The organism is Albidovulum sediminis (genome assembly GCF_025380365.1).
Lineage (GTDB): Bacteria > Pseudomonadota > Alphaproteobacteria > Rhodobacterales > Rhodobacteraceae > Albidovulum > Albidovulum sediminis.
Window position 1 is genome coordinate 1625280 of record NZ_JAOCQF010000001.1, and the last position, 18922, is coordinate 1644201.

The following is an 18922-nucleotide window of genomic DNA, read 5'->3' on the forward strand; positions in this document are numbered from 1 at the left end:
CCCGGCGGCGGGGAGGCGCGGATGGAACTCAGGCGCAGACCACGGGGGCAGCGGCTCATCTCGATGGTGCCGATGATCGACGTCATGCTGATCCTTCTGGTCTTCTTCATGGTGACGTCCAGCTATCTCGACCTCGACATGGTGCCGATGCTGGAACGTCAGGACGATACGGCCCCTGCCCCGGCGGCCACGGCGGCGACCGCAGGCCCCCTCTTCGTGCGCCTCGGCCCCGGGGGGGCGCTCCGGGTCGGCGGGCGCGACCTTGATGCGGCGGGCTTCGGTGGGCTTCTGGCCGGGCGGCTGGCGGCGGACCCCGGGCTGCAGGTACTGATCCTGCCCTCGGGCCATGCGCCGACGCAGGCGCTGGTGTCGGTGATGGACCTTGCGGCGCGCGCGGGCGTTCAACGCCTGCGCATCGTGCGACTGAAGGAGGCGCCATGAAGCTGCGCCGCGCCCGCGCCGGGACCGAGCACGAGACCATCGTCGCGCTGATCGACGTGGTTCTGTTCCTGCTCATCTTCTTCATGCTGATCGGGCGGATGGACGCAACCGCGCCCTTCATGGTCTTCCCCGCCACCTCGCTCTCCGGGCAGGACCTGCCCGCGGGGGGCGAGACGGTGGCGATCGCGCCCGACGGCCGGCTGGCGCTGAACGGGACCGAGATGGACGCGGGGGCACTCTCGGCGGCCTTGGCCGCGGCGGTGGCGCGCGACCCCGCGGTGGTCGTGCGCATCAACGCCCACCGCGACGCGGAACTGCGCCACACGCTGGCCCTGACCGGCGTGCTCGACGACCTCGGGGTGAAGGACATCGTCCTTGTCGTCACCCCGAAGGAGCCGTGATGCGCGGGCCGGCACTCTGGCTGTCCGGCGTGGCGATCTCGGCCGCGCTGCACGCGGGCGCGGTGCTCCTCCTGCCCGGTCTCTGGTCCCCTGAACCGGTCGAGGATCAGCCGATGCCCGAGGCGAAGCTGGAACTGACGAGCTACGAGGTCGCGCGCGGCCAGGCGATCCCGCAGGCGGCCGAGGGCGAGGCGGCGCCGGAGGCGGCGGCCTCCGGCACGCGGGCGCAGTCGGGCGCGGTGCCGCTGGAACGCGCCCGCCCGGCGGAGCCGCGGGCCGAGGTGGCGACGGCCGCGCCGCCGCCCTCAACCGCGCTTCCCCCCGTCGCCCCCCCTGCCCCGACCGCGCCCAGCGCGCCCGAGGCCCCCGTTGCGGCGGCCCTCGCCCCGTCGGGCGAGGCGCCGCCGGAGCTGGCGCCCGACAGCCAACCCCTCGCCGCCGCCGCGCCACCGGCCGAGGCGGCCGCCCAGCCCGAACTTCCCAGCGAACGCGCGACCGCCGCGCTGGCCTGGAGCGGCGGCGAGGGGGCCGCCGTCGATCCCGTCTCGCTCGCCGCGATCCAGTCGTTCATGCGGCCGGGTGATGCCGCCGCCTCGCAGTCGAACGCGGGCGACGTGCGCGACGCGATCGGGCAACTGCTCGCCTCGGTTCCCTGCGCGCGCCTGCAGGCCGCGTTCATCCCCGAGACGGGCGCACTGGAACTGCGCGGCCATGTCCCCGAGGACGGATTGCGCGGGCCTGTCCTCGACGCGCTCAGGGCGCAGGTCGGCGATGCCATTCCGGTCACCGACAACGTGCTGGTCCTGCCGCGCCCGCAATGCGGCGCGCTGGCAGGGATCGACGAAACCGGGCTGCCGCAGTCGACCGACCAGGACACCGACGAACGGCTGGTCGGCGCGAACGCGCATGCGCGGGAATACGGCTATGCCGAGGGCGAGCGGCTGACCTTCGACCTGGTGACGCCGGACTACCCGGCCTATGTCTATGTCGATTTCTTCGATGCCGACGGCAACGTGGTGCACCTTGTGCCCTCGCAATATGCCGCGCTGACGCTTCAGGAACCGGCGCAAAGACTGGTCGTCGGCGGCGACAGCGGGGCCGCCGCCTTCCGCATCACCGTGGCGCCGCCCTTCGGCCAGGAAATCGCGGCCGCCTTCGCCGCATCGGCACCGCTGGGCGAGGGCCTGCGCCCGCCGGTCGAACCCGCCGCGCCCTACCTCGAATGGCTCAAGGCCGCCGTCGCCGATGCGCGCGCGAAGGACCCGGACTTCAAGGGGGAATGGGTCTATTTCTTCATCGCGACCCGGCCCGCGACGAACTGAGGGCAAAACCGCAAGAAATTTCCCCTCTTGCAACGATTGACAGGTCCGGGGGCCGCCCCACAACATCCCGGGCAGAGCGGATGACGCCGCATGAAGCGACGGCGGTCCTGACCGTCGGGGGGGAACAATGGCCTATCTCAGCAAGAGCGACTGGAAGAAGCATCTCAACCTGAAAGAGCACAAGGCGGTCAAGAAGACCGGCATCTCCGACATCCTTGGCGATTACGAGTCGGCCGCGAAGAAGGGCGACAACGCCGCGCAGATTATCCAGCTGGAAAAGCTGCGCGACAAGATCCCCGAGGTGAAGCGCACCTGGTCCGCGCTCAAGACGCTGACGAGCTATCTCGACGGCATGGACCGCGACGCCAAGACCCAGCAGGACAAGATCCGCAACGCGCTCGACAAGGCGGCCGACGACGACGACCTCGAAGGCGTCGACTCGGCGCTGAGCGCCTCGCTCGAAAAGCTGCGCAAGGTGAGCGAGAACAACGCCCACAACTTCGTCCTTGCCCCCGGCCGCCCGTCAAGCGGGCTTGTCGTCAGCCGCAAGTCGGTCAAGCGCGAGCACATCAAGAAGGCGATGGAGATGCGCGGCAAGGCCGGCGTCTACTTCTCGGGCAGCTGCTTCTTCGACAGCGGCAAGTTCATCTTCGTCTTCCCCGAACAGCCCCCGCGCGGCATGGCCAAGGCGATCAAGTCGGCTGCGATGCTGCATGCGGAAATGGGCATCAAGGTGCGCGTGCGCGGCGGCGGGGTGGAGTTCGACGACGACGCGGACGAGGAACTGGGCGAAGCCGGCGAGACCGCGTCGGTCACCCAGGGCGCCTCCAGCTATCCCGATGCCGCGAAGTTCGATCCGCTGATCAACCAGGTGCGCCAGCTTCCGCGCGACAAGTGGGCGGGCGCGTTGTCGGGCATCGTCGGCAAGATCAACCAGCTCATCAAGCAGGCCGAGGGCGACGCGGCCCTGAACGGCACCCAGAAACAGGCGGTCATCGCCCAGCTCGGCATCGCGATGAGCCGGGTGCAGTCGGTGATCAAGGAAGCGGCGAACGGCCCGACCCAGCGAGGCCCCGCGGTCTATCCGACCCAGCAGGCGTGGATGGACCTGCTCGACAGATGCCTTCGCCAGCCCCCCGACAAGCGCCGCATCGCCATCGACACGTTGCAGAAGAAGGTCCTCGAGGTCATCAAGCAGGTTGCCGCCGACCCCGGCCTGACCGACCAGACCCGCCCGGTCGAGCAGAAGAAGCTCGACGATGTGCTGAAGGCGATCCAGGCGCAGGCGCGTGATGAGGCCGAGTCGGGCTCCACCCGCATCGGGCTGGAACTGGTGCGGCGCTTCCGGACGCTGCAGCTCGAATTCGACAAGGTGAAGGTCGACAAGGTCCTGCCCGGCGGCCTGCAGTCCGACATCGCCCGCGCGCTCGACGCCGCGCGCACCGCACTGACGCAGAGCGAGGTGGCGGCGGCCGGCGACGCGATGAACCGGGCCGAGGCGAAGCTGAAGGAGGCCAGGGCCTTCGACCCCCTCGCCAACGCCAGGGCCGACCGCGGCGCCAAGCAGACGCGCATCCACGACAGCGTCAAGCAGGGGGTGGAGGCCTTCCGCAAGGGCGCCTTCGCGGCCGGCACCGCCGACGCCCTGTTCCGCGACACCGGCCAGGTGACGATGGACAAGGGGTTGAAGAAGCTGGGCGAGGACTTCCGCGCCTGCGAGAAGGATCCCAGCCCGCAGAACCTGTCCGCCCTCAGCCGCGACGGCCAGACCTATCTCGCCGGGCTGGCCAAGGCCAAGGGCAAGCTCAAGCCCGAGAAGGACGGTGACAAGATCAAGGCGATCGAGGCGCAGGAGGCGCTTGCGCGCCAGGCGGTCCAGCGCGTGCGGCTGCTGGAACTGGCCAACGAGATGCACGCCATGGGCACCCCGCCCTGGGACGACGCCAAGGAAGAGCGCATGGCCGAATTGCAGGCCGCGTTCTTCTTCGAGGAGGGGGCGATCAAGAAGGGCGTGGCCGATTTCGGCGCGCCCACCTGGAAAGGCGGCGGCGAAGAGGGCGGCGTCAACGACGCCTGGGCGATCAAGCGCGTCGATCCGAAATGGGGCAACCTCACCACCGAGGAACTGAAGAAGATCGAGCGCGGCGAGGTCACGATCAACGGCCCTGACGATCTCGACCGGCTGGAGAAGATCCGCGACGAGACACGCACCTACATCTTCAAGGCCCAGCACCTCGAGGCGACGAACTTCGTCGGCATTCCCAAGAACGGCGGTGTCGCGCGCGAGGTCCTGGCCGCCAAGATCAGCGAGGAGATGAACGCCTTCGGCTTCGACGTCGGCGTCTGCCCCACCCATTTCGTCGAGATCGATTCCGCCAAGCTGGGCGGCATGCCGCAGGAGGAAGACCGCCCGCGCACGCTGGGCGCGATGCAGGAACTGGGGCGCAAGGACGCCGACCTGATCGACCTGCTGCGCGAGAAGGGCACGCAGGCCAAGGCCAACATCGACCACAAGAACATCTCGGACATCGTCGCCTTCGACCTGATGTTCCTCAGCCTCGACCGCCACGCCAAGAACGCGATCGTGAAGAAAGGGCAGAACGGCGAGAAGGACAAGCTGGTGCCGATCGACCACGGCATCGGCCTGCCCGACCCGGACGGCCTGGGCTTTGCGCGGTTCCGGCTTTTCGGCGCACAGAACTCCCTGAACCAGCCGGATCTGCGAAGCGACGAGCCGCTCGCGCCGGAAACGCGCGAGAACCTCAAGCGGATGGACGCGAAGGCGCTGATCGACGGCGTCAAGCGCCGTCAGGCCGATGCCGAGGCGCGCCATCCCGAAACCAAGGGCAAGGTCGACCCGGCCGAGTTCGACCGGATGGAAAAGCGCATCCTGTTCATGCAGGCCGCCGCCGACATCCTGACCGCGTCGGAGATGACCCAGGCCATCGCCTGCCACTTCCGCGAGATCAACGCCACCGCGCCCGACGGCATGGCCGCGCTCGCCACGGCGCTGAAGAAGCGCATCGACGCGACCCGCAAGGGTCTCGACGAATACCGCTCCTTCCAGAACAAGACGGATGCCGCGAACGCCCACGAGCGGCTGACCGACCTTGGCTGGTGCGCCGGCTTCGGTGTGGAAGGGATCAACACCTGGCTGACGGAGAACGCCGATTTCGCGATCAAGGTGCTGAAGGGGAACATCCAGAACCCGAAGGCCCGCGACGAGGTTCGCGAACTGGCCGAAAAGCTGAACGATCCCGCCATCAACCAGCAGCTTCCCGCCCTGACCCTGGGCGCGCGACTGGACCTGCTGCGCAAGGAAAGCGAACGCCGCCGGCGGCCGGCACCGATCCAGCCGGACAACGCGCTGAAGCAGGATGGCGACCGCGCGCAGAAGCTGTTCGAACAACTGGGCGGGCAGGATGAGCTGAACGCGCTTCTGGCCGTCTGCCCCGACACGCCCACGAATACCAACCCCGAGACGATCCTTGCGATGCAGCAATGGGCCGAGGTCAAGAAGCTGGGCGGCGCCGACGCGATCCGGGCGATGTCGGCGGTCTTCATGGAGGATCGGGCGACCGACATCCAGACGAACCTTGCCAACCTGCCGCTCTGGAAGGAATTCAACGACTTGGGCGGGGTGAAGGACTACGTCGCCTGCGGCGGCTGGATGGCGCCGCTGGCGACGGCGGTGCAGATCTTCCGCTCGCTCAAGCCGGTCTCCGGTCAGGGTGGGATCGTCGAGCGCATCCGCCAGATCGACGATGCGCAGATCGACCAGGAGCAGAAGAAGATCCTCGAACGCCTGAAGACCGAGGCCCAGCAGAAGTTCGCCATGTTGCAGGATCCCGACCATATCCAGGAAATCAAGGTGTTCCTGGATCAGGCGCGCGACTATGAGCAGAACGGCGACGCGACCCGGGCGCAGGGCCGGCTGATGGCGATGCTGGAACTGTGGAAGGTCAAGCACAAGACGGAGGCCGACCAGCGCCAGCTTCGCCAGCGCAAGGTCGATGCGGTGAAAAAGCAGATGGTCGACGCCGCCAAGGCGAAGCCCGACTTCGACCCCGGCCCCTACAACCAGCGCATGACCGGGATCGAGGACGAGCTTGTCCGCTACCAGCTGAAGGCGGTCGATGGCGGCCTTGCCAAGATGGAACTCGACATCGACCACGAACTGAACGGGCCCAATTCGCGGCAATCGAAGCTGAACGCCCGGGTTCAGGTCGTGGACAACGGAGTGAACCGGCTGAATGGCCAGCCGGGGGTGGACAAGGCCCAGACGCTGTGGCAGGCGGCCAAGCAGTCGCTGGCCACCTACGACATGGCGCGCTTCAACGCCGGTATCGACACGGTCGAGCTTTACCTCGGCGCGATTGGGCGCATGGCCCGGGTCGAGCAGATCGTGGGCGCGTTCCAGGGCGACCAGGCCGTCAAGAAGAAGCTCGATGATCTGGTGGTGTCGCTGCGGAAGGAACTGACCGACTTCACGCCCGCCGGGTTCAAGGGCAAGATCAACTCTGCCGTCGGCACCCACAAGCAGGTGCTGCCCGACGACTTGAAGATGTAGGATCCGCCCGGCCCCGAGGCGCCCCGGCCGTCGGGCCCGGGGCGCAGCGGGGCGGAAGGGCGGGCCGGCTCAGATGCCGCCGTGCACCGCCTGGCCTGCGAGATAGGTCGCCAGCACCTCGGTATCGCCGATGTCGCGCGGGTCGGTGGCCCAAAGGTCGCGGTCGATGACGATGAAATCGGCCCATTTCCCGGGCGCAAGCGATCCGGTGGTGGCCTCGCGCCAGCCCGCGCGGGCGGCGTTGATCGTGTAGCCCTCGACGCATTCGTCCAGCGTCAGGCGCTGTTCCGGCAGGAACACCGGAAAGTCGCCCTCTGCCTTCGGCGGCTGGCGGGTGATCGCGGTTTCCATGATCTGGAAGGGGTTCAGCGTCGACACCGTCCAGTCGCTCGACAGCACCGGCATCGCGCCGGCATCGACGAGCGAGCGGAAAGCATACATCCACCGGCCCCGCTCCTCCCCCACCAGCGGCAGGGCGACCTCTGCGACCGAGGGCTCCAGCCGCGCCCAGAGCGGCTGGATGTTGGCCACGACGCCCAGTTCGGCAAAACGCGGCACGTCGGCGGGGTCGATGCACTGGATATGCGCGATATGGTGCCAGCTGGGCCAGGGTGCGTTCGCGTGACGGGCGGCCTCCATCCCGTCAAGGGCCGCGCGCACCGCCAGATCGCCGATCGCATGGACGTGGATCTGGAAGCGCGCCGCGTCGAAGGCGGTGAACATGTCGATGATCTGGTTCGGAGAGAACATCAGCGCCGCATTGCCGCCCAGGGCGTCCGAGTAATCCTCGATCATCGCCGCCGTCCGGTTCTCGATCACGCCATCAAGGAAGAACTTGGCCGAATGAATGCGGAACATCTCGGACTGGTGGGCCGCACGCAGGGCCGTCAGCCGCGCCAGCGCGCCCTCGGTCGTCTCCGACGCCTCGACCCGCACGGTGGCCAGGATGCGCGCCGTCAGCGCGTCGCGTTCCACCAGCCGCTTGTAGACGCGCGCGTGCCGTTCGCCGATCGAGGCATCGAGAAGCCCGGTGAAGCCGTTGCGGTTCGCATGCGCCTGCGCGAACAGCACGCCGGCCTCGTAGGACGAGTCGGGCACCGGCGGCATCCGCGCCTCCGCCCACATCGTCGCCGTTTCATAAAGCAGCCCGGTCGGCACGCCGTTGGCATCGACGACGAATTGGCCGTTCTCGGGGTCGGGCGTGCCCTTGACCAGCCCCACCGCCTCGCATCCCCTGGTGTTGAGGCAGCCGTTGTGCCCGTCCGAGGCCATGATCAGGCAGGGACGGTCGGGCACCGCGGCATCAAGCGCCTGGCGGTTCAGGTTGTGCTCTCCCAGCACGCCCGAATAGTAGAAGCCGCCCAGAACCCACTTGCGGTCATGCGTCGCCGCGAAGTCGCGCAGGGTCTGCTGCAGCGCCTCGATTGTCATCGCCGCCGAAAGATCGGCGCTTTCGGCGTAGTGCTGGCCGCCGTCCTGGACGTGGATGTGGGTGTCGTGGAAGCCGGGCAGGACCTGCCGCCCCCCAGCGTCGATCACCTCGGCCCCCGGCCCCGCCAGCACGGTCATCGCCGCCTCGTCCCCCACCGCAAGCACCCGCCCGCCGGCGATGGCAAGCGCGCGGGCGCGCGGGCAGCGCGGGTCCATGGTGCGGATATCGGCGTTCAGAAGGATCAAATCGGCGCGGCGCATGCAGGCTCTCCTGTCGGGGGTCGCCGCATCTTCCGGCGGGAACCCATTGGCAGGCAAGCAAATCATGCGCCTGCCGGAAAGATTTTGAAAATTCCGTCAGAATGACGCGGCGCGGCGCGCAATTTGCACTTCCCAGACCGGATTCCAGTGCTACGCTTTGCACAAAATCACAACGGGGAGACGACGACATGAAGCGGATCAAGTTCATCGACCGGATGTCCCAGGGCAAGGTCAGCCGGCGCGACATGATGAAGGCGGCGGGCGCTTTCGGGGTGGGCACCATGGTTCTGCCGCGCGTCGCGAATGCGGCCGAGGTGCTGACCTGCCTCGAATGGGGCGGCTACGACGCGCCGGAGTACTTTCAGGCCTATGTGGACAAGTACGGCGCGCAGCCCAACTTCTCGATCTTCGCGGGCGAGGAGGATGCGCTGGCCAAGGTGCTGGCGGGCTTTGCCGCCGATGTCATGCACCCCTGCAACTATTCGGTGGCGCGCTTCGTCAACGCCGGCGTGGCGAGCGAGATCGACACCGCGCGCCTCAGCCACTGGAACGACATCTTTCCCGCGCTCCAGTCCGCCGAGGGCGTGATCTGGGAAGGCAAGACGGTGATGGCGCCGGCCGACTTCGGCAACTCCGGGCTGGCCTATCGCCCCGATCTGATCGGCGAGGAATTCCTGGCGAACCCGAGCTGGGGCATCTTCTACGACGAGAAGTATACGGGCCGCGTCGCGATGACCGACAACGAAATGGCGATCATCATCGGCGCCATGGTCGGCGGCATGCCCTATGAGGAGGCCTACAAGCTGGAAGGCGACGCGCTGGTTGCGGCGGCCAAGGAATGGGGCACCAAGGCCGTCAACGTCAGCCGGTTCCTGTGGACGGATTCGTCGGAAGTTCAGCAAGCCATGGCTTCGGGCGAGATCATCGCCTGCTACGCCTGGAACGACCTGATCGCCAACCTCCGGGCCGAGGGCATCCCGGTCGAGTTCGCCAAGACCAAGGAAGGGTCGTTCACCTGGTTCTGCGGGCTCACGCTCCTGAACACCGGCAAGGCGGACGAACAGGCGGCCTACGACTTCATCGACGCCTGGCTCAGCCCTGAAACCGGCAAGACGCTGATCGAGGGATCGGGCTACGGCCATGCCAACGTGAAATCCTTCGAGATCGCCGATCCCGAGGCGATCGCGAACATGGGCATCACCGACCCGGTCGCGATGATGAAGGATACGCTTGTCTTCCGCACGCCGACCGACGCGGTTCAGGAAGGCTTCAACAAGGTCTGGTCGGACACGAAGGCACTCAAGGGCTGACCCGCACCGTGGCCTTCGCTTCCGTACCCGCACGGGCGGGGTCGCAGCGCGACCCCGCCATCCTGCGCAGGCGCATGGCGGGCTTCGGCCTGCTGTCGCCCGCGCTTCTCCTCATGGTGCTGATGCTGGCGCTGCCGGTGATGGCGCTGATCCTGATGAGCTTCTGGACCCAGGACGGGTTCGAGCTTGACCGCACCTTCACGCTTGAAAACTACCGCCAGCTTGTCGCCACGACGGACGAACCCACCATCTGGTTCGGCATCCCCTTTCCCTTCGCCTATCCGGTGCCCGCGATCCTGATGCTGAAGTCGCTGGCGATGTCGCTGGTCGCCACCGTCGCGGTGATCGCCGTCGCCTATCCGATGGCCTATTTCATGGCCTTCCGCATCACCCGCCACAAGGCGCTGTGGATCATCCTCATCACCATCCCGTTCTGGACCAGCTACCTGCTCCGGGTGTTTTCCTGGAAGATCGTCCTTGGCTTCAACGGCGCGATCAACTCGGGCCTGAAATCGCTGGGCCTGATCGAGGAGCCGCTGGAGTTCCTGCTCTACAACCCCACCGCCGTCGTCATTACCCTCGCGCATGCCTGGGTCGCCTTCGCGATCCTGCCGATCTACGTCTCGCTCGAGAAGATCGACCGGACGCTGCTCGAGGCCGCGTCGGACCTTGGAGATTCCCGACTGAAGCGGTTCTTCCGCATCACCCTGCCGCTGTCGGCCCCCGGCACCATCGCCGCCTCGCTCCTGGTCTTCATCCCGACCGTGGGCGACTATGTCACCCCGGCGCTTGTCGGCGGGCCCGGCGGCACGATGATCGGCAGCCTGGTGCAGGACCTGTTCCTGAAGCAGAACAACGCCCCCCTCGGCGCGGCGGTGTCGATCGTGATGATGCTGATCATCGCGACGCTGGTCAGCCTGTTCCTGTGGGCGATCGGCTATCGCAAGCTCAGGTCGCGGAGGGCGTGAGGATGTTGAGGCGCCCCGATTTCCTCTGGGTCTATGCGGTGGTCTTCATCGCGTTCCTCTACGGCCCGGTGCTTCTGATGCCGCTGTTCAGCGTGAACGACGGCAACTTCGCGACCTTCCCGCTGAAGGGTTTCACGCTGCGCCATTACAGCTCCATGGCCACGAATACCTCGATGCTGCTCGCGCTTCAGAACAGCCTGAAGATCGCGGTGATCGTCTCGCTCCTGTCGACCGCGCTGGCGATCCCGGCGGCGCTTGCCATCACCCGTTTCCGCCTGCCCGGCGCCGCACCCATCGTCAGCTTCATGATGCTGCCGCTCGTCATCCCCTCGATCGTGATGGGCGTGGCGCTTCTGGTCATCATCCTGAAGTTCCTCGGCATCCAGCTGTCGCTCTGGACGGTGGCGGCGGGGCACATCCTGATCTGCCTGCCCTATTGCATGTCGGTCCTGATGTCGCGGCTCGAAGGCTTCGACCCCTCGCTCGAGGAGGCTTCGCGCGATCTCGGCTGCAATGCCTGGCAGACCTTCGTCCGCGTGACGCTGCCGCTGGCCATGCCGGGCGTCATCTCCAGCCTGCTGATGGGCTTCATCATCTCGTTCGACGAATTCGTCATCGCCTTCTTCCTCACCGGCACCGAAAACACCCTGCCGGTCTACCTCTACAGCCAGTTGCGCTTTCCGAACCGGCTGCCGGGCACGCTGGCGCTCGGCTCGCTGATCCTGATCGTCTCGGCCGTCCTTGTCGTTCTGGCCGAAATCATCCGCAAGCGCGGCGTGCCCTCGGGCAATCCCGGAGACCTCTGAATGACCGATGCCCCGATCATCGCCATGTCCGGCCTCGTCAAGCGCTTCGGAACGCTGACGGTTCTGCACGACATCACCTTCGACATCGAACGGGGGGAGTTCTTTTCGCTCCTCGGCCCCTCGGGCTGCGGCAAGACCACGCTCTTGCGCATCCTGGCCGGGATCGAGCAGCCGAGCGAGGGCACGCTCCTGATCGACGGGCAGCCAATGGCGGGCGTGCCCGCGAACCGGCGCCCGACCAACATGGTGTTCCAGAGCTACGCGATCTTCCCCCACCTCAACGTCGAGGAAAACATCGGCTACGGGCTGCGCAACATGGCGCTGTCGAAGTCCGAGGCCGCCGCCCGCGTGGCCGAGGCGCTGACGCTCGTCAAGCTCGAGGGGCTGGGCAAGCGCAACGCCCACCAGTTGTCGGGCGGCCAGCGGCAGCGCGTGGCGCTGGCGCGCGCGCTTGTCTGCCGGCCAAAGGTGCTGCTTCTGGACGAACCGCTTTCCGCGCTCGACAAGAAGCTGCGCGAGGAGATGCAGCTTGAACTGCGCGCGCTCCAGCGCACGGTGGGCATCACCTTCGTCTTCGTCACCCACGACCAGGAAGAGGCGCTGACGCTGTCGGACCGGATCGCGGTGATGGACAAGGGCCATGTCCTCCAGATCGACAGCCCGCGCGGGCTGTATGAGCGCCCCGAAAGCCGCACGGTGGCGGAATTCATCGGCTCGATGAACCTGTTTTCCGGCCGCGTTACCCAGGTCGACCCCGGCGGGATGGCGGAGATTGACGGGCCGGCGGGGCGCTTCCGGGGCATCGCCCGCCCCGGCCTGGCGCCGGGCGACGCGGCGGTGGCGGCGATCCGGCCCGAACGCATCCGCATCCTGCGCGCCGCCCCCGCCGACGGGATCAACGCGGTTGCGGCCGCGCTTCAGGCCAGTTCCTATCTCGGCGACCGCAGCCTGCATGTGCTGGTGGGGACCGCGACCGGGCAGCAGATCACGGTGCAAAGCGGGCCGGCCGCCGACGACACGCCAGAGGGCGGCGCGGCGGGGCTCTGGCTGGGCTGGGGGGCCGAGGCGGGGCTGATCCTGCCGGGCTGAGGTCGCGAAACCGTGCAGCTTTCGCGTTCAGCGCCTCTGGCACCCCGTGCCGATGTGTGCAATCACTTGGGAAACAGCGCGCAACCGGAGCAATCCCAAGCATGACGCCCTTCGCCATAGCTGGCATCCAGATGCATGTCGCGGCGGTCCATTCGAACGTCGAGGCCATGCGCCACAGGATCGAGATCGCGATGGCGCGGTTTCCCTGGACGCAGATGATCCTGTTTTCGGAGCTTGCCCCCTTCGGCCCGCTCGACCAGTTCGCCCAGCCCTTCCCGAACCAGGTGATCGACCAGTTCTGCGTCGACGCGCGGCGCTTCGGCATCTGGCTCATCCCCGGCTCGATGTTCGAGAAGGCCCCCGACGGGCGCATCTTCAATACCTCGGTCGTTATCAACCCCGAAGGACAGATCGTCGCCAAGTACTCCAAGATGTTCCCCTTCCGGCCCTATGAGGCGGGAATTTCAGCGGGGACGGAGTTCTGCGTCTTCGACGTGCCCGAGGTGGGCCGCTTCGGCCTGTCGATCTGCTATGACATCTGGTTCCCCGAAACCACGCGGCAGCTGACCAGCCAGGGGGTGGAGGTGCTGCTGCACCCGGTCCTGACCGGCACCACCGACCGCGACGCCGAACTGGCCATCGCGCGGGCGACGGCGGCGCAGTTCCAGTGCTATGTCGTCGACGTGAACGGCCTTGGCGCGGGCGGAGTGGGGCGGTCGCTGGTCGTCGACCCTACCGCCACGGTGCTCCACCAGTCCGCGGGCCAGGAGGACATCTTCCCCATCGAGATCGACCTCGACTACGTCCGGCGCCAGCGCGAGACGGGGATCAAAGGGCTGGGACAGGTGCTGAAAAGCTTCCGCGACCGCGAGGCGGAGTTCTCCGTCTACGACCGCACAAGCGGCACCGACGCCTACCTGCACACGCTCGGCCCGCTGGCGATGCCGCAGAAGGGGTCGCGCCTGGGTGTCCACGCCGGCAATCCGCGCAGCGCGCTTTCGGCGCTGACCGAGCGACAGACCAGCAGCGCGCAGGTGACCTACCTGAAAGAGAGGTCGGCCACCGACTGACCACATCGCCAGCGACGCCACGAAGGGAGGACGGATGAACGCTCAAACCCACGGCCGCAAGATCCCGAGCATCGGCGACTACTACAGCGCCACGCAGCTTCGGGCGGACAGATGGAGCGCGTTGCGCGAAGCGGTCGAGGCGTTGAGCCGACACGGAACCGAGGGGCGGCAGGGCAAGAAGATCCTCGCCACGGTCGAGGAACTGTTCGAGGCGCTGGCCCCGATCGAGCGTTACTGGGCCTTCCCCGGCGCCCATGCCTTCGACCACCTGCGGCGGGTGTTCGAAAACCGCAACTTCGACGACCTGACCACCCTGATACGCCGCGTGGCGCGCGCGCTGACCTCGGGCGCCTACCGCCGGCGGACCGTGCCGCTGATCGCCGAAGAGGTCGACGCGGAGGATTACGAGGACGAAAGCGCCATCGCGCCCGAGGCGCGCGCGCTTGGCCGGCCGTATTTCGAGGTGATGATCGTCGATCACGTCAACGAGCATCAGGAACGCTTCCTGAAGTCGAGCCTTCTGAGGATGCGCCGGCCCGAGGACGCCTTCATCTACGAACCCGTCATCGTCCCCTCGCTCGAGGATGCGCTGATCGGGATTCTCTTCAACCACAACGTCCAGGCCGTCGTGGTGCGCCCCGGCCTCACGCTCAAGTCCCAGAACACGCTGGAGATCCTGAACAAGTATCTGCGCCGGGTGGGCGAGGATGAGGATGTGGACGCGCTCGAACCCGCCGAATACGGGCCGGAGGCCTGCCGGCTGATCGCCAAGGTGCGCCCCGAGCTTGACGCCTATCTCGTCACCGACCGGTCGGTGGAGGAGATCGCGGGGCTGGACCTCGGCCGCTGCCGGCGCGTCTTCTACAACCAGGAAGACTTCCTCGAACTGCACCTGAACATCCTGCGCGGCGTCAACCGGCGCTTCAAGACCCCGTTCTTCAACGCGCTCAAGGAATATTCCAAGCAGCCCACCGGCGTCTTCCACGCCCTGCCGATCAGCCGCGGCAAGTCGATCAGTCGCAGCCACTGGATCCAGGACATGGGCGCCTTCTACGGCCCCAACATCTTTCTGGCGGAAACCTCGGCGACCTCTGGCGGGCTCGACAGCCTGCTGGAGCCGCGCGGGCCGATCAAGGAGGCGCAGGAACTGGCCGCCCGCGCCTTCGGCGCCAAGCAGACCTTCTTTGCCACCAACGGCACCTCGACCTGCAACAAGATCGTCGTACAGGCCCTGGTGCATCCGGGCGACATCGTGCTCATCGACCGCGACTGCCACAAGTCGCACCATTACGGCATGGTGCTGGCGGGGGCGAATGTCGTCTACATGGAAAGCTACCCGCTGCATCCCTATTCGATGTACGGCGCGGTGCCGCTGAGCGAGATCAAGGGCAAGCTGCTGGCCCTGCGCGCGGCGGGCAAGCTCGATCAGGTGCGCATGGTGCTGCTGACCAACTGCACCTTCGACGGCATCGTCTATGACGTCGAGCGGGTGATGTCGGAATGCCTGGCAATCAAGAAGGATCTGATCTTCCTCTGGGACGAGGCCTGGTTCGCCTTCGCCCGCTTCGGCCCCACCTACCGGCAACGCACGGCGATGAACGCCGCCAACAACCTGCGCGAAAGCCTGCGCAAGCCGGAAACCGCGGCGGCGCACGAGGAACAGGCAAAGGCCTTGAAAGGCGCCCCGGACGATGTCTGGATCAAGACCCGGCTGGTGCCGCCGCCCGATGCCCGCGTGCGCGTCTATGCGACCCATTCGACGCACAAGACGCTGACCGCGCTGCGGCAGGGGTCGATGATCCACGTCAACGACCAGGACTTCAAGGGCGAGGTGGAACAGAGCTTCCACGAAGCCTACATGACGCATACATCGACCAGCCCGAACTACCAGATCATCGCCTCGCTCGACGTGGGGCGGCGGCAGGTGGAGCTTGAGGGGTTCGAGTTCGTCCAGCGCCAGATCGAAAGCGCCATGGCGATCCGCCGCGCGGTGGCGACCCATGCGCTGCTGAAGAAATACTTCCGCGTGCTGACCGCGGGCGACATGATCCCGGCCGAATACCGCGAAAGCGGGATGAGCAGCTACTACGACCCCGAACAGGGCTGGCAGGACATCTGGCACAGCTGGGCGCAGGACGAATTCGTGCTCGACCCGACGCGGATCACGCTGGCCGTCGGCGGCACCGGCTGGGACGGCGACACGTTCAAAACCCGCATCCTGATGGACAAGTACGGGATCCAGATCAACAAGACCTCGCGCAACACGGTCCTGTTCATGACCAACATCGGCACCACGCGTTCCTCGGTCGCCTATCTGATCGAGGTGCTGGTGGAGATTGCGCGGGAACTGGACGAATTGCTTGACGACGCCTCGCGGATGGAGCGGCTGGCCTTCGACCGGCGGGTGACGAGCCTGGTCGAGCATGTCCCGCCGCTGCCCGACTTCTCGCGCTTCCACGACGCGTTCCGCAGCGCCGAGGGCACGCCGGCGGGCGATATCCGGGCGGCCTTCTTCCTCGCCTACGATGAAGAGAATTGCGACTATGAGGAACTGAGCGAGGCCCTGGTCGAGCGTGCCGAAGGCGGGGAGGAACTGGTCTCGGCCTCGTTCGTCATCCCCTATCCGCCGGGCTTTCCGATCCTGGTGCCGGGGCAGGTCATCAGCGCCGAGATCCTGGCCTTCATGCGCGCGCTAGACGTGCGCGAGATCCATGGCTACCGGCACGATCTGGGCTTGAGGGTGTTCAACAAGACGGCGCTTGAGCGCGCCGCGAAACGATAAAGCGAGACAGGGAGAACAAGATGTCCAAGAAGGAACTCCGCAACATTTCGGAAATCCGCCGCTTCTTCCACACCAACAAGGACCCGATCTATTTCGTCTCCGCCACCAATTTCAACCTGCTGGGCCTGGACGAATGGGTAAAGAATTTCAAGTACATAACCTACATCGACTGTTTCGACGGGCGCCATCCCAACGTCTTTGTCCCCTCCGAGGCGCCGCATGAGGAATTCCAGTCGATCGAGGACATCAACAACTACCTCCTGTCGCACAAGGAGGTCATCGACCTGATCCGGCGCCGCGGCGGCAAGCCGAAATTCGTCTTCCTGATGTTCAACCAGAAGACCGAGGAACTGGTGAAGCAGCTTGGCGGCGAACTCTGGTTCCCCAAGGCGAAGCTGCGCGAGTTCTGCGACAACAAGATCAACACCGTCCGCATCGGCAACAAGGCGGATGTTCCCTCGGTCCCGAACACGCTCTCCGAGGTCAAGAGCTATGACCACCTCGCCAAGGTGTGCGAGAAGGCGGGGCTCGGCTCCGACCTCGTCCTGCAATCGGCTTTCGGCGACAGCGGCCACACCACCTTCTTCATCAAGACCGCCGCCGACTTCCGCCGGCACGAGCACGAGATCGTCGGACAGGGCGAGATCAAGATCATGAAGCGGATCGACTGCCGGGGATCGGCGATCGAGGCATGCGTGACGAAGGAAGGCACGATCGTCGGCCCGCTGATGACCGAACTGGTGGGGTTCCAGGAACTGACCCCCTATCGCGGCGGCTGGTGCGGGAACGAGATCTTTTCGACCGCGTTCCCGTCGAAGACCCGGCAGAAGGCGCGGGAACTGACCTTCCGCTTCGGCGAACAGCTGAGGAAAGAGGGTTATCGCGGCTATTTCGAGCTCGATTTCCTCGTCGACAAGAAGACCGGCGACATCTGGCTCGGTGAGCTGAACCCGCGCATCACCGGCGCCTCGTCGATGACCAACCACGCGGCCTTTGCGCACGCCGATGCGCCGCTCTTCCTGTTCCACCTGCTGGAGTTCACCGGCAAGAAGTTCACCCTCGACGTCGAGGAACTGAACGGCCGCTGGGCTGACCCCGACATGATCGATTCGTGGTCGCAGATGGTGATCAAGCACACCGAGGATACGGTCGACATCGTCACCCACGCGCCGCAGTCGGGCATCTACCGGATGCTGGAAGACGGGCGCGTGGTCTACGACCGCTTCGACTATCACCGCCGCGCGGTGGAAAGCGAGAACGAGGCGTTCTTCCTCCGGATCGCGCGGCCGGGCGATTTCCGCTACGAAGGCGCGGACCTTGGCATCCTGGTGACGCGCGGTCGCTCGATGACCTCGGGCTTCAAGCTGACCGACCGGGCGCAGCGCTGGATTCACGGCATCAAGCAGGCGTTCTCGGCCCGGCCGCTGCCCGCCGTCAACGCCTTCCAGGACCACGCCTTCAAGATCATGTGACGATGCATCTGGCGTTCCGGGCGATATCGGAACCCCGGCCCGGCCCGCGATGGGCCGGGCTTTTCGCCGAATACTGGCCCGCCTATCGCCGCTGGTGGGCCAAGGACGGGCTGTCAGTGCGTCCCTCCTTCGCCGAGTGCCAGCGCGCGCTCCGGCGCCACATGCCCGAGATCCTGCCGCTGTGGGAGGAGTTGACCGAGCTTGCCGGGGGCGGCGACGACGCCGCCCGGTTTCTCAGCTTCTACGGGCCGCCCGCCTACCTTTCCGCCTGTTCGCAGGCGATCTGGCCGGGGGAGGAGCCGCTGCTGGTCAGAAACTACGACTACAGCCCGCGTGCCTTCGACGCGCTGATCCTGCGCAGCGAATGGCAGGGGCGCGCGGTGCTGGGAATGACCGACGGCCTCTTTGGCCTTGTCGACGGGATGAGCGACGCGGGGCTTGCGGTGTCGCTGACCTTCGGCGGCCGGCGCGAGGTCGGCGAGGGCTTCGGCGTGCCCCTGATCCTGCGCTATATCCTCCAGACCTGCGCGACCACGGCCGAGGCGGGGGCGGTGCTGGCACGCGTCCCCTCGCACATGAGCTACAATGTCACCGTGCTCGACCGCGACCGGCGCTACCTGACCGCCTATCTGGCACCCGACCGCCCGACGATCCTGACCCGCGCGGCGGTCGCCACCAACCATCAGGAGCGGGTCGAATGGGTGGGCTACGCCAACTTCACCGCCACCGTGGAGCGGGAGCGGTTCCTGCTGCAGCGCCTCACGCTCCACGTCGACCCGGAGGACAAGTTCATCGGCGCGTTCCTGCGCCCGCCGCTCTACTCAACCGCGTTCAGCCGCGGCTTCGGCACCCTCTATACCGCTGCCTACCGCCCGGCACGGGGGCTGCTCGACGTGCACTGGCCGGGGTCGGTGTGGCCGCTGAGCCTGGATGCGTTCGCGCAGGGCGGTCGGTCGATCGTGGTTCCCTCGATCGGATGACGGGGGCGCTTGTGGCGCG

13 protein-coding genes are annotated in these 18922 nt (G+C 66.8%); 12 read left to right on the top strand and 1 reads right to left on the bottom strand.

Annotated elements, in window-relative coordinates:
- Positions 1 to 21: 21 nt before the first annotated feature.
- The 4 genes from N5I32_RS08070 to N5I32_RS08085 all read left to right on the top strand — a co-directional run bounded on the left by N5I32_RS08070 (position 22) and on the right by N5I32_RS08085 (position 6734).
- Positions 22 to 441 (top strand): ExbD/TolR family protein, encoded by a 420-nt coding sequence (locus tag N5I32_RS08070; protein ID WP_261494886.1) that lies wholly within the window; start codon positions 22 to 24, stop codon positions 439 to 441.
- Positions 438 to 842, top strand: a complete 405-nt coding sequence (locus N5I32_RS08075) for an ExbD/TolR family protein (protein WP_261494887.1) — start codon at positions 438 to 440, stop codon at positions 840 to 842. Before N5I32_RS08070 ends, N5I32_RS08075 begins: the two co-directional genes overlap by 4 nt.
- Positions 842 to 2164, top strand: coding sequence for a DUF4384 domain-containing protein (locus N5I32_RS08080; protein ID WP_261494888.1), 1323 nt, complete (start codon positions 842 to 844; stop codon positions 2162 to 2164). Before N5I32_RS08075 ends, N5I32_RS08080 begins: the two co-directional genes overlap by 1 nt.
- Positions 2165 to 2291: 127 nt before the next feature.
- The gene (locus N5I32_RS08085; RefSeq protein WP_261494889.1) at positions 2292 to 6734 is read left to right on the top strand and encodes a hypothetical protein; all 4443 of its coding nucleotides are present in this window, start codon (positions 2292 to 2294) and stop codon (positions 6732 to 6734) included.
- Between the two features lie 69 nt (positions 6735 to 6803).
- Here the strand turns inward: N5I32_RS08085 and N5I32_RS08090 are convergent, their stop codons facing one another.
- The gene (locus N5I32_RS08090) at positions 6804 to 8426 is read right to left on the bottom strand and encodes an amidohydrolase (protein ID WP_261494890.1); all 1623 of its coding nucleotides are present in this window, start codon (positions 8424 to 8426) and stop codon (positions 6804 to 6806) included.
- 188 nt (positions 8427 to 8614) lie between these two features.
- Here N5I32_RS08090 and N5I32_RS08095 point away from each other — a divergent pair, with 188 nt between their 5' ends.
- The 8 genes from N5I32_RS08095 (at position 8615) to N5I32_RS08130 (ending at position 18903) form a co-directional block, all read left to right on the top strand.
- On the top strand, positions 8615 to 9736 hold the full coding sequence (locus N5I32_RS08095; protein WP_261494891.1) for an ABC transporter substrate-binding protein: 1122 nt from the start codon (positions 8615 to 8617) through the stop codon (positions 9734 to 9736).
- A 74-nt stretch (positions 9737 to 9810) separates the two neighbouring features.
- Entirely contained in the window at positions 9811 to 10704 is an 894-nt protein-coding gene (locus N5I32_RS08100; protein WP_261495959.1) for an ABC transporter permease, read from the top strand.
- A 2-nt stretch (positions 10705 to 10706) separates the two neighbouring features.
- A complete protein-coding gene (locus N5I32_RS08105) occupies positions 10707 to 11510 on the top strand; it encodes an ABC transporter permease (RefSeq protein WP_261494892.1) in 804 nt (267 codons plus the stop codon).
- Positions 11511 to 12599: an ABC transporter ATP-binding protein gene (locus N5I32_RS08110; RefSeq protein ID WP_261494893.1), complete on the top strand. Its 1089-nt coding sequence runs from the start codon at positions 11511 to 11513 to the stop codon at positions 12597 to 12599. It abuts the gene before it with no gap.
- Between the two features lie 101 nt (positions 12600 to 12700).
- The gene (locus tag N5I32_RS08115; RefSeq protein ID WP_261494894.1) at positions 12701 to 13669 is read left to right on the top strand and encodes a carbon-nitrogen hydrolase family protein; all 969 of its coding nucleotides are present in this window, start codon (positions 12701 to 12703) and stop codon (positions 13667 to 13669) included.
- Positions 13670 to 13703: 34 nt separating this feature from the next.
- Positions 13704 to 16451, top strand: a complete 2748-nt coding sequence (locus N5I32_RS08120; RefSeq protein WP_261494895.1) for an aminotransferase class I/II-fold pyridoxal phosphate-dependent enzyme — start codon at positions 13704 to 13706, stop codon at positions 16449 to 16451.
- Positions 16448 to 17923, top strand: a complete 1476-nt coding sequence (locus N5I32_RS08125; protein ID WP_261495960.1) for a biotin carboxylase — start codon at positions 16448 to 16450, stop codon at positions 17921 to 17923. The genes N5I32_RS08120 and N5I32_RS08125 overlap by 4 nt, the downstream gene beginning before the upstream one ends.
- Positions 17924 to 17925: 2 nt before the next feature.
- Complete coding sequence (locus N5I32_RS08130) at positions 17926 to 18903, top strand: C45 family autoproteolytic acyltransferase/hydrolase (protein ID WP_261494896.1); 978 nt, start codon at positions 17926 to 17928, stop codon at positions 18901 to 18903.
- Positions 18904 to 18922 lie beyond the last annotated feature (19 nt).

Bases quoted from the DNA above. Each gene is read 5' to 3' on its own strand.
- N5I32_RS08070 (WP_261494886.1), top strand. From the start codon at position 22: ATGGAACTCAGGCGCAGACCACGGGGGCAGCGGCTCATCTCGATGGTG.
- N5I32_RS08100 (WP_261495959.1), top strand. From the start codon at position 9,811: ATGGCGGGCTTCGGCCTGCTGTCGCCCGCGCTTCTCCTCATGGTGCTG.
- N5I32_RS08110 (WP_261494893.1), top strand. From the start codon at position 11,511: ATGACCGATGCCCCGATCATCGCCATGTCCGGCCTCGTCAAGCGCTTC.
- N5I32_RS08115 (WP_261494894.1), top strand. From the start codon at position 12,701: ATGACGCCCTTCGCCATAGCTGGCATCCAGATGCATGTCGCGGCGGTC.
- N5I32_RS08090 (WP_261494890.1), bottom strand. From the start codon at position 8,426: ATGCGCCGCGCCGATTTGATCCTTCTGAACGCCGATATCCGCACCATG.
- N5I32_RS08130 (WP_261494896.1), top strand. From the start codon at position 17,926: ATGCATCTGGCGTTCCGGGCGATATCGGAACCCCGGCCCGGCCCGCGA.
- N5I32_RS08105 (WP_261494892.1), top strand. From the start codon at position 10,707: ATGTTGAGGCGCCCCGATTTCCTCTGGGTCTATGCGGTGGTCTTCATC.
- N5I32_RS08095 (WP_261494891.1), top strand. From the start codon at position 8,615: ATGAAGCGGATCAAGTTCATCGACCGGATGTCCCAGGGCAAGGTCAGC.
- N5I32_RS08085 (WP_261494889.1), top strand. From the start codon at position 2,292: ATGGCCTATCTCAGCAAGAGCGACTGGAAGAAGCATCTCAACCTGAAA.
- N5I32_RS08120 (WP_261494895.1), top strand. From the start codon at position 13,704: ATGAACGCTCAAACCCACGGCCGCAAGATCCCGAGCATCGGCGACTAC.
- N5I32_RS08080 (WP_261494888.1), top strand. From the start codon at position 842: ATGCGCGGGCCGGCACTCTGGCTGTCCGGCGTGGCGATCTCGGCCGCG.
- N5I32_RS08075 (WP_261494887.1), top strand. From the start codon at position 438: ATGAAGCTGCGCCGCGCCCGCGCCGGGACCGAGCACGAGACCATCGTC.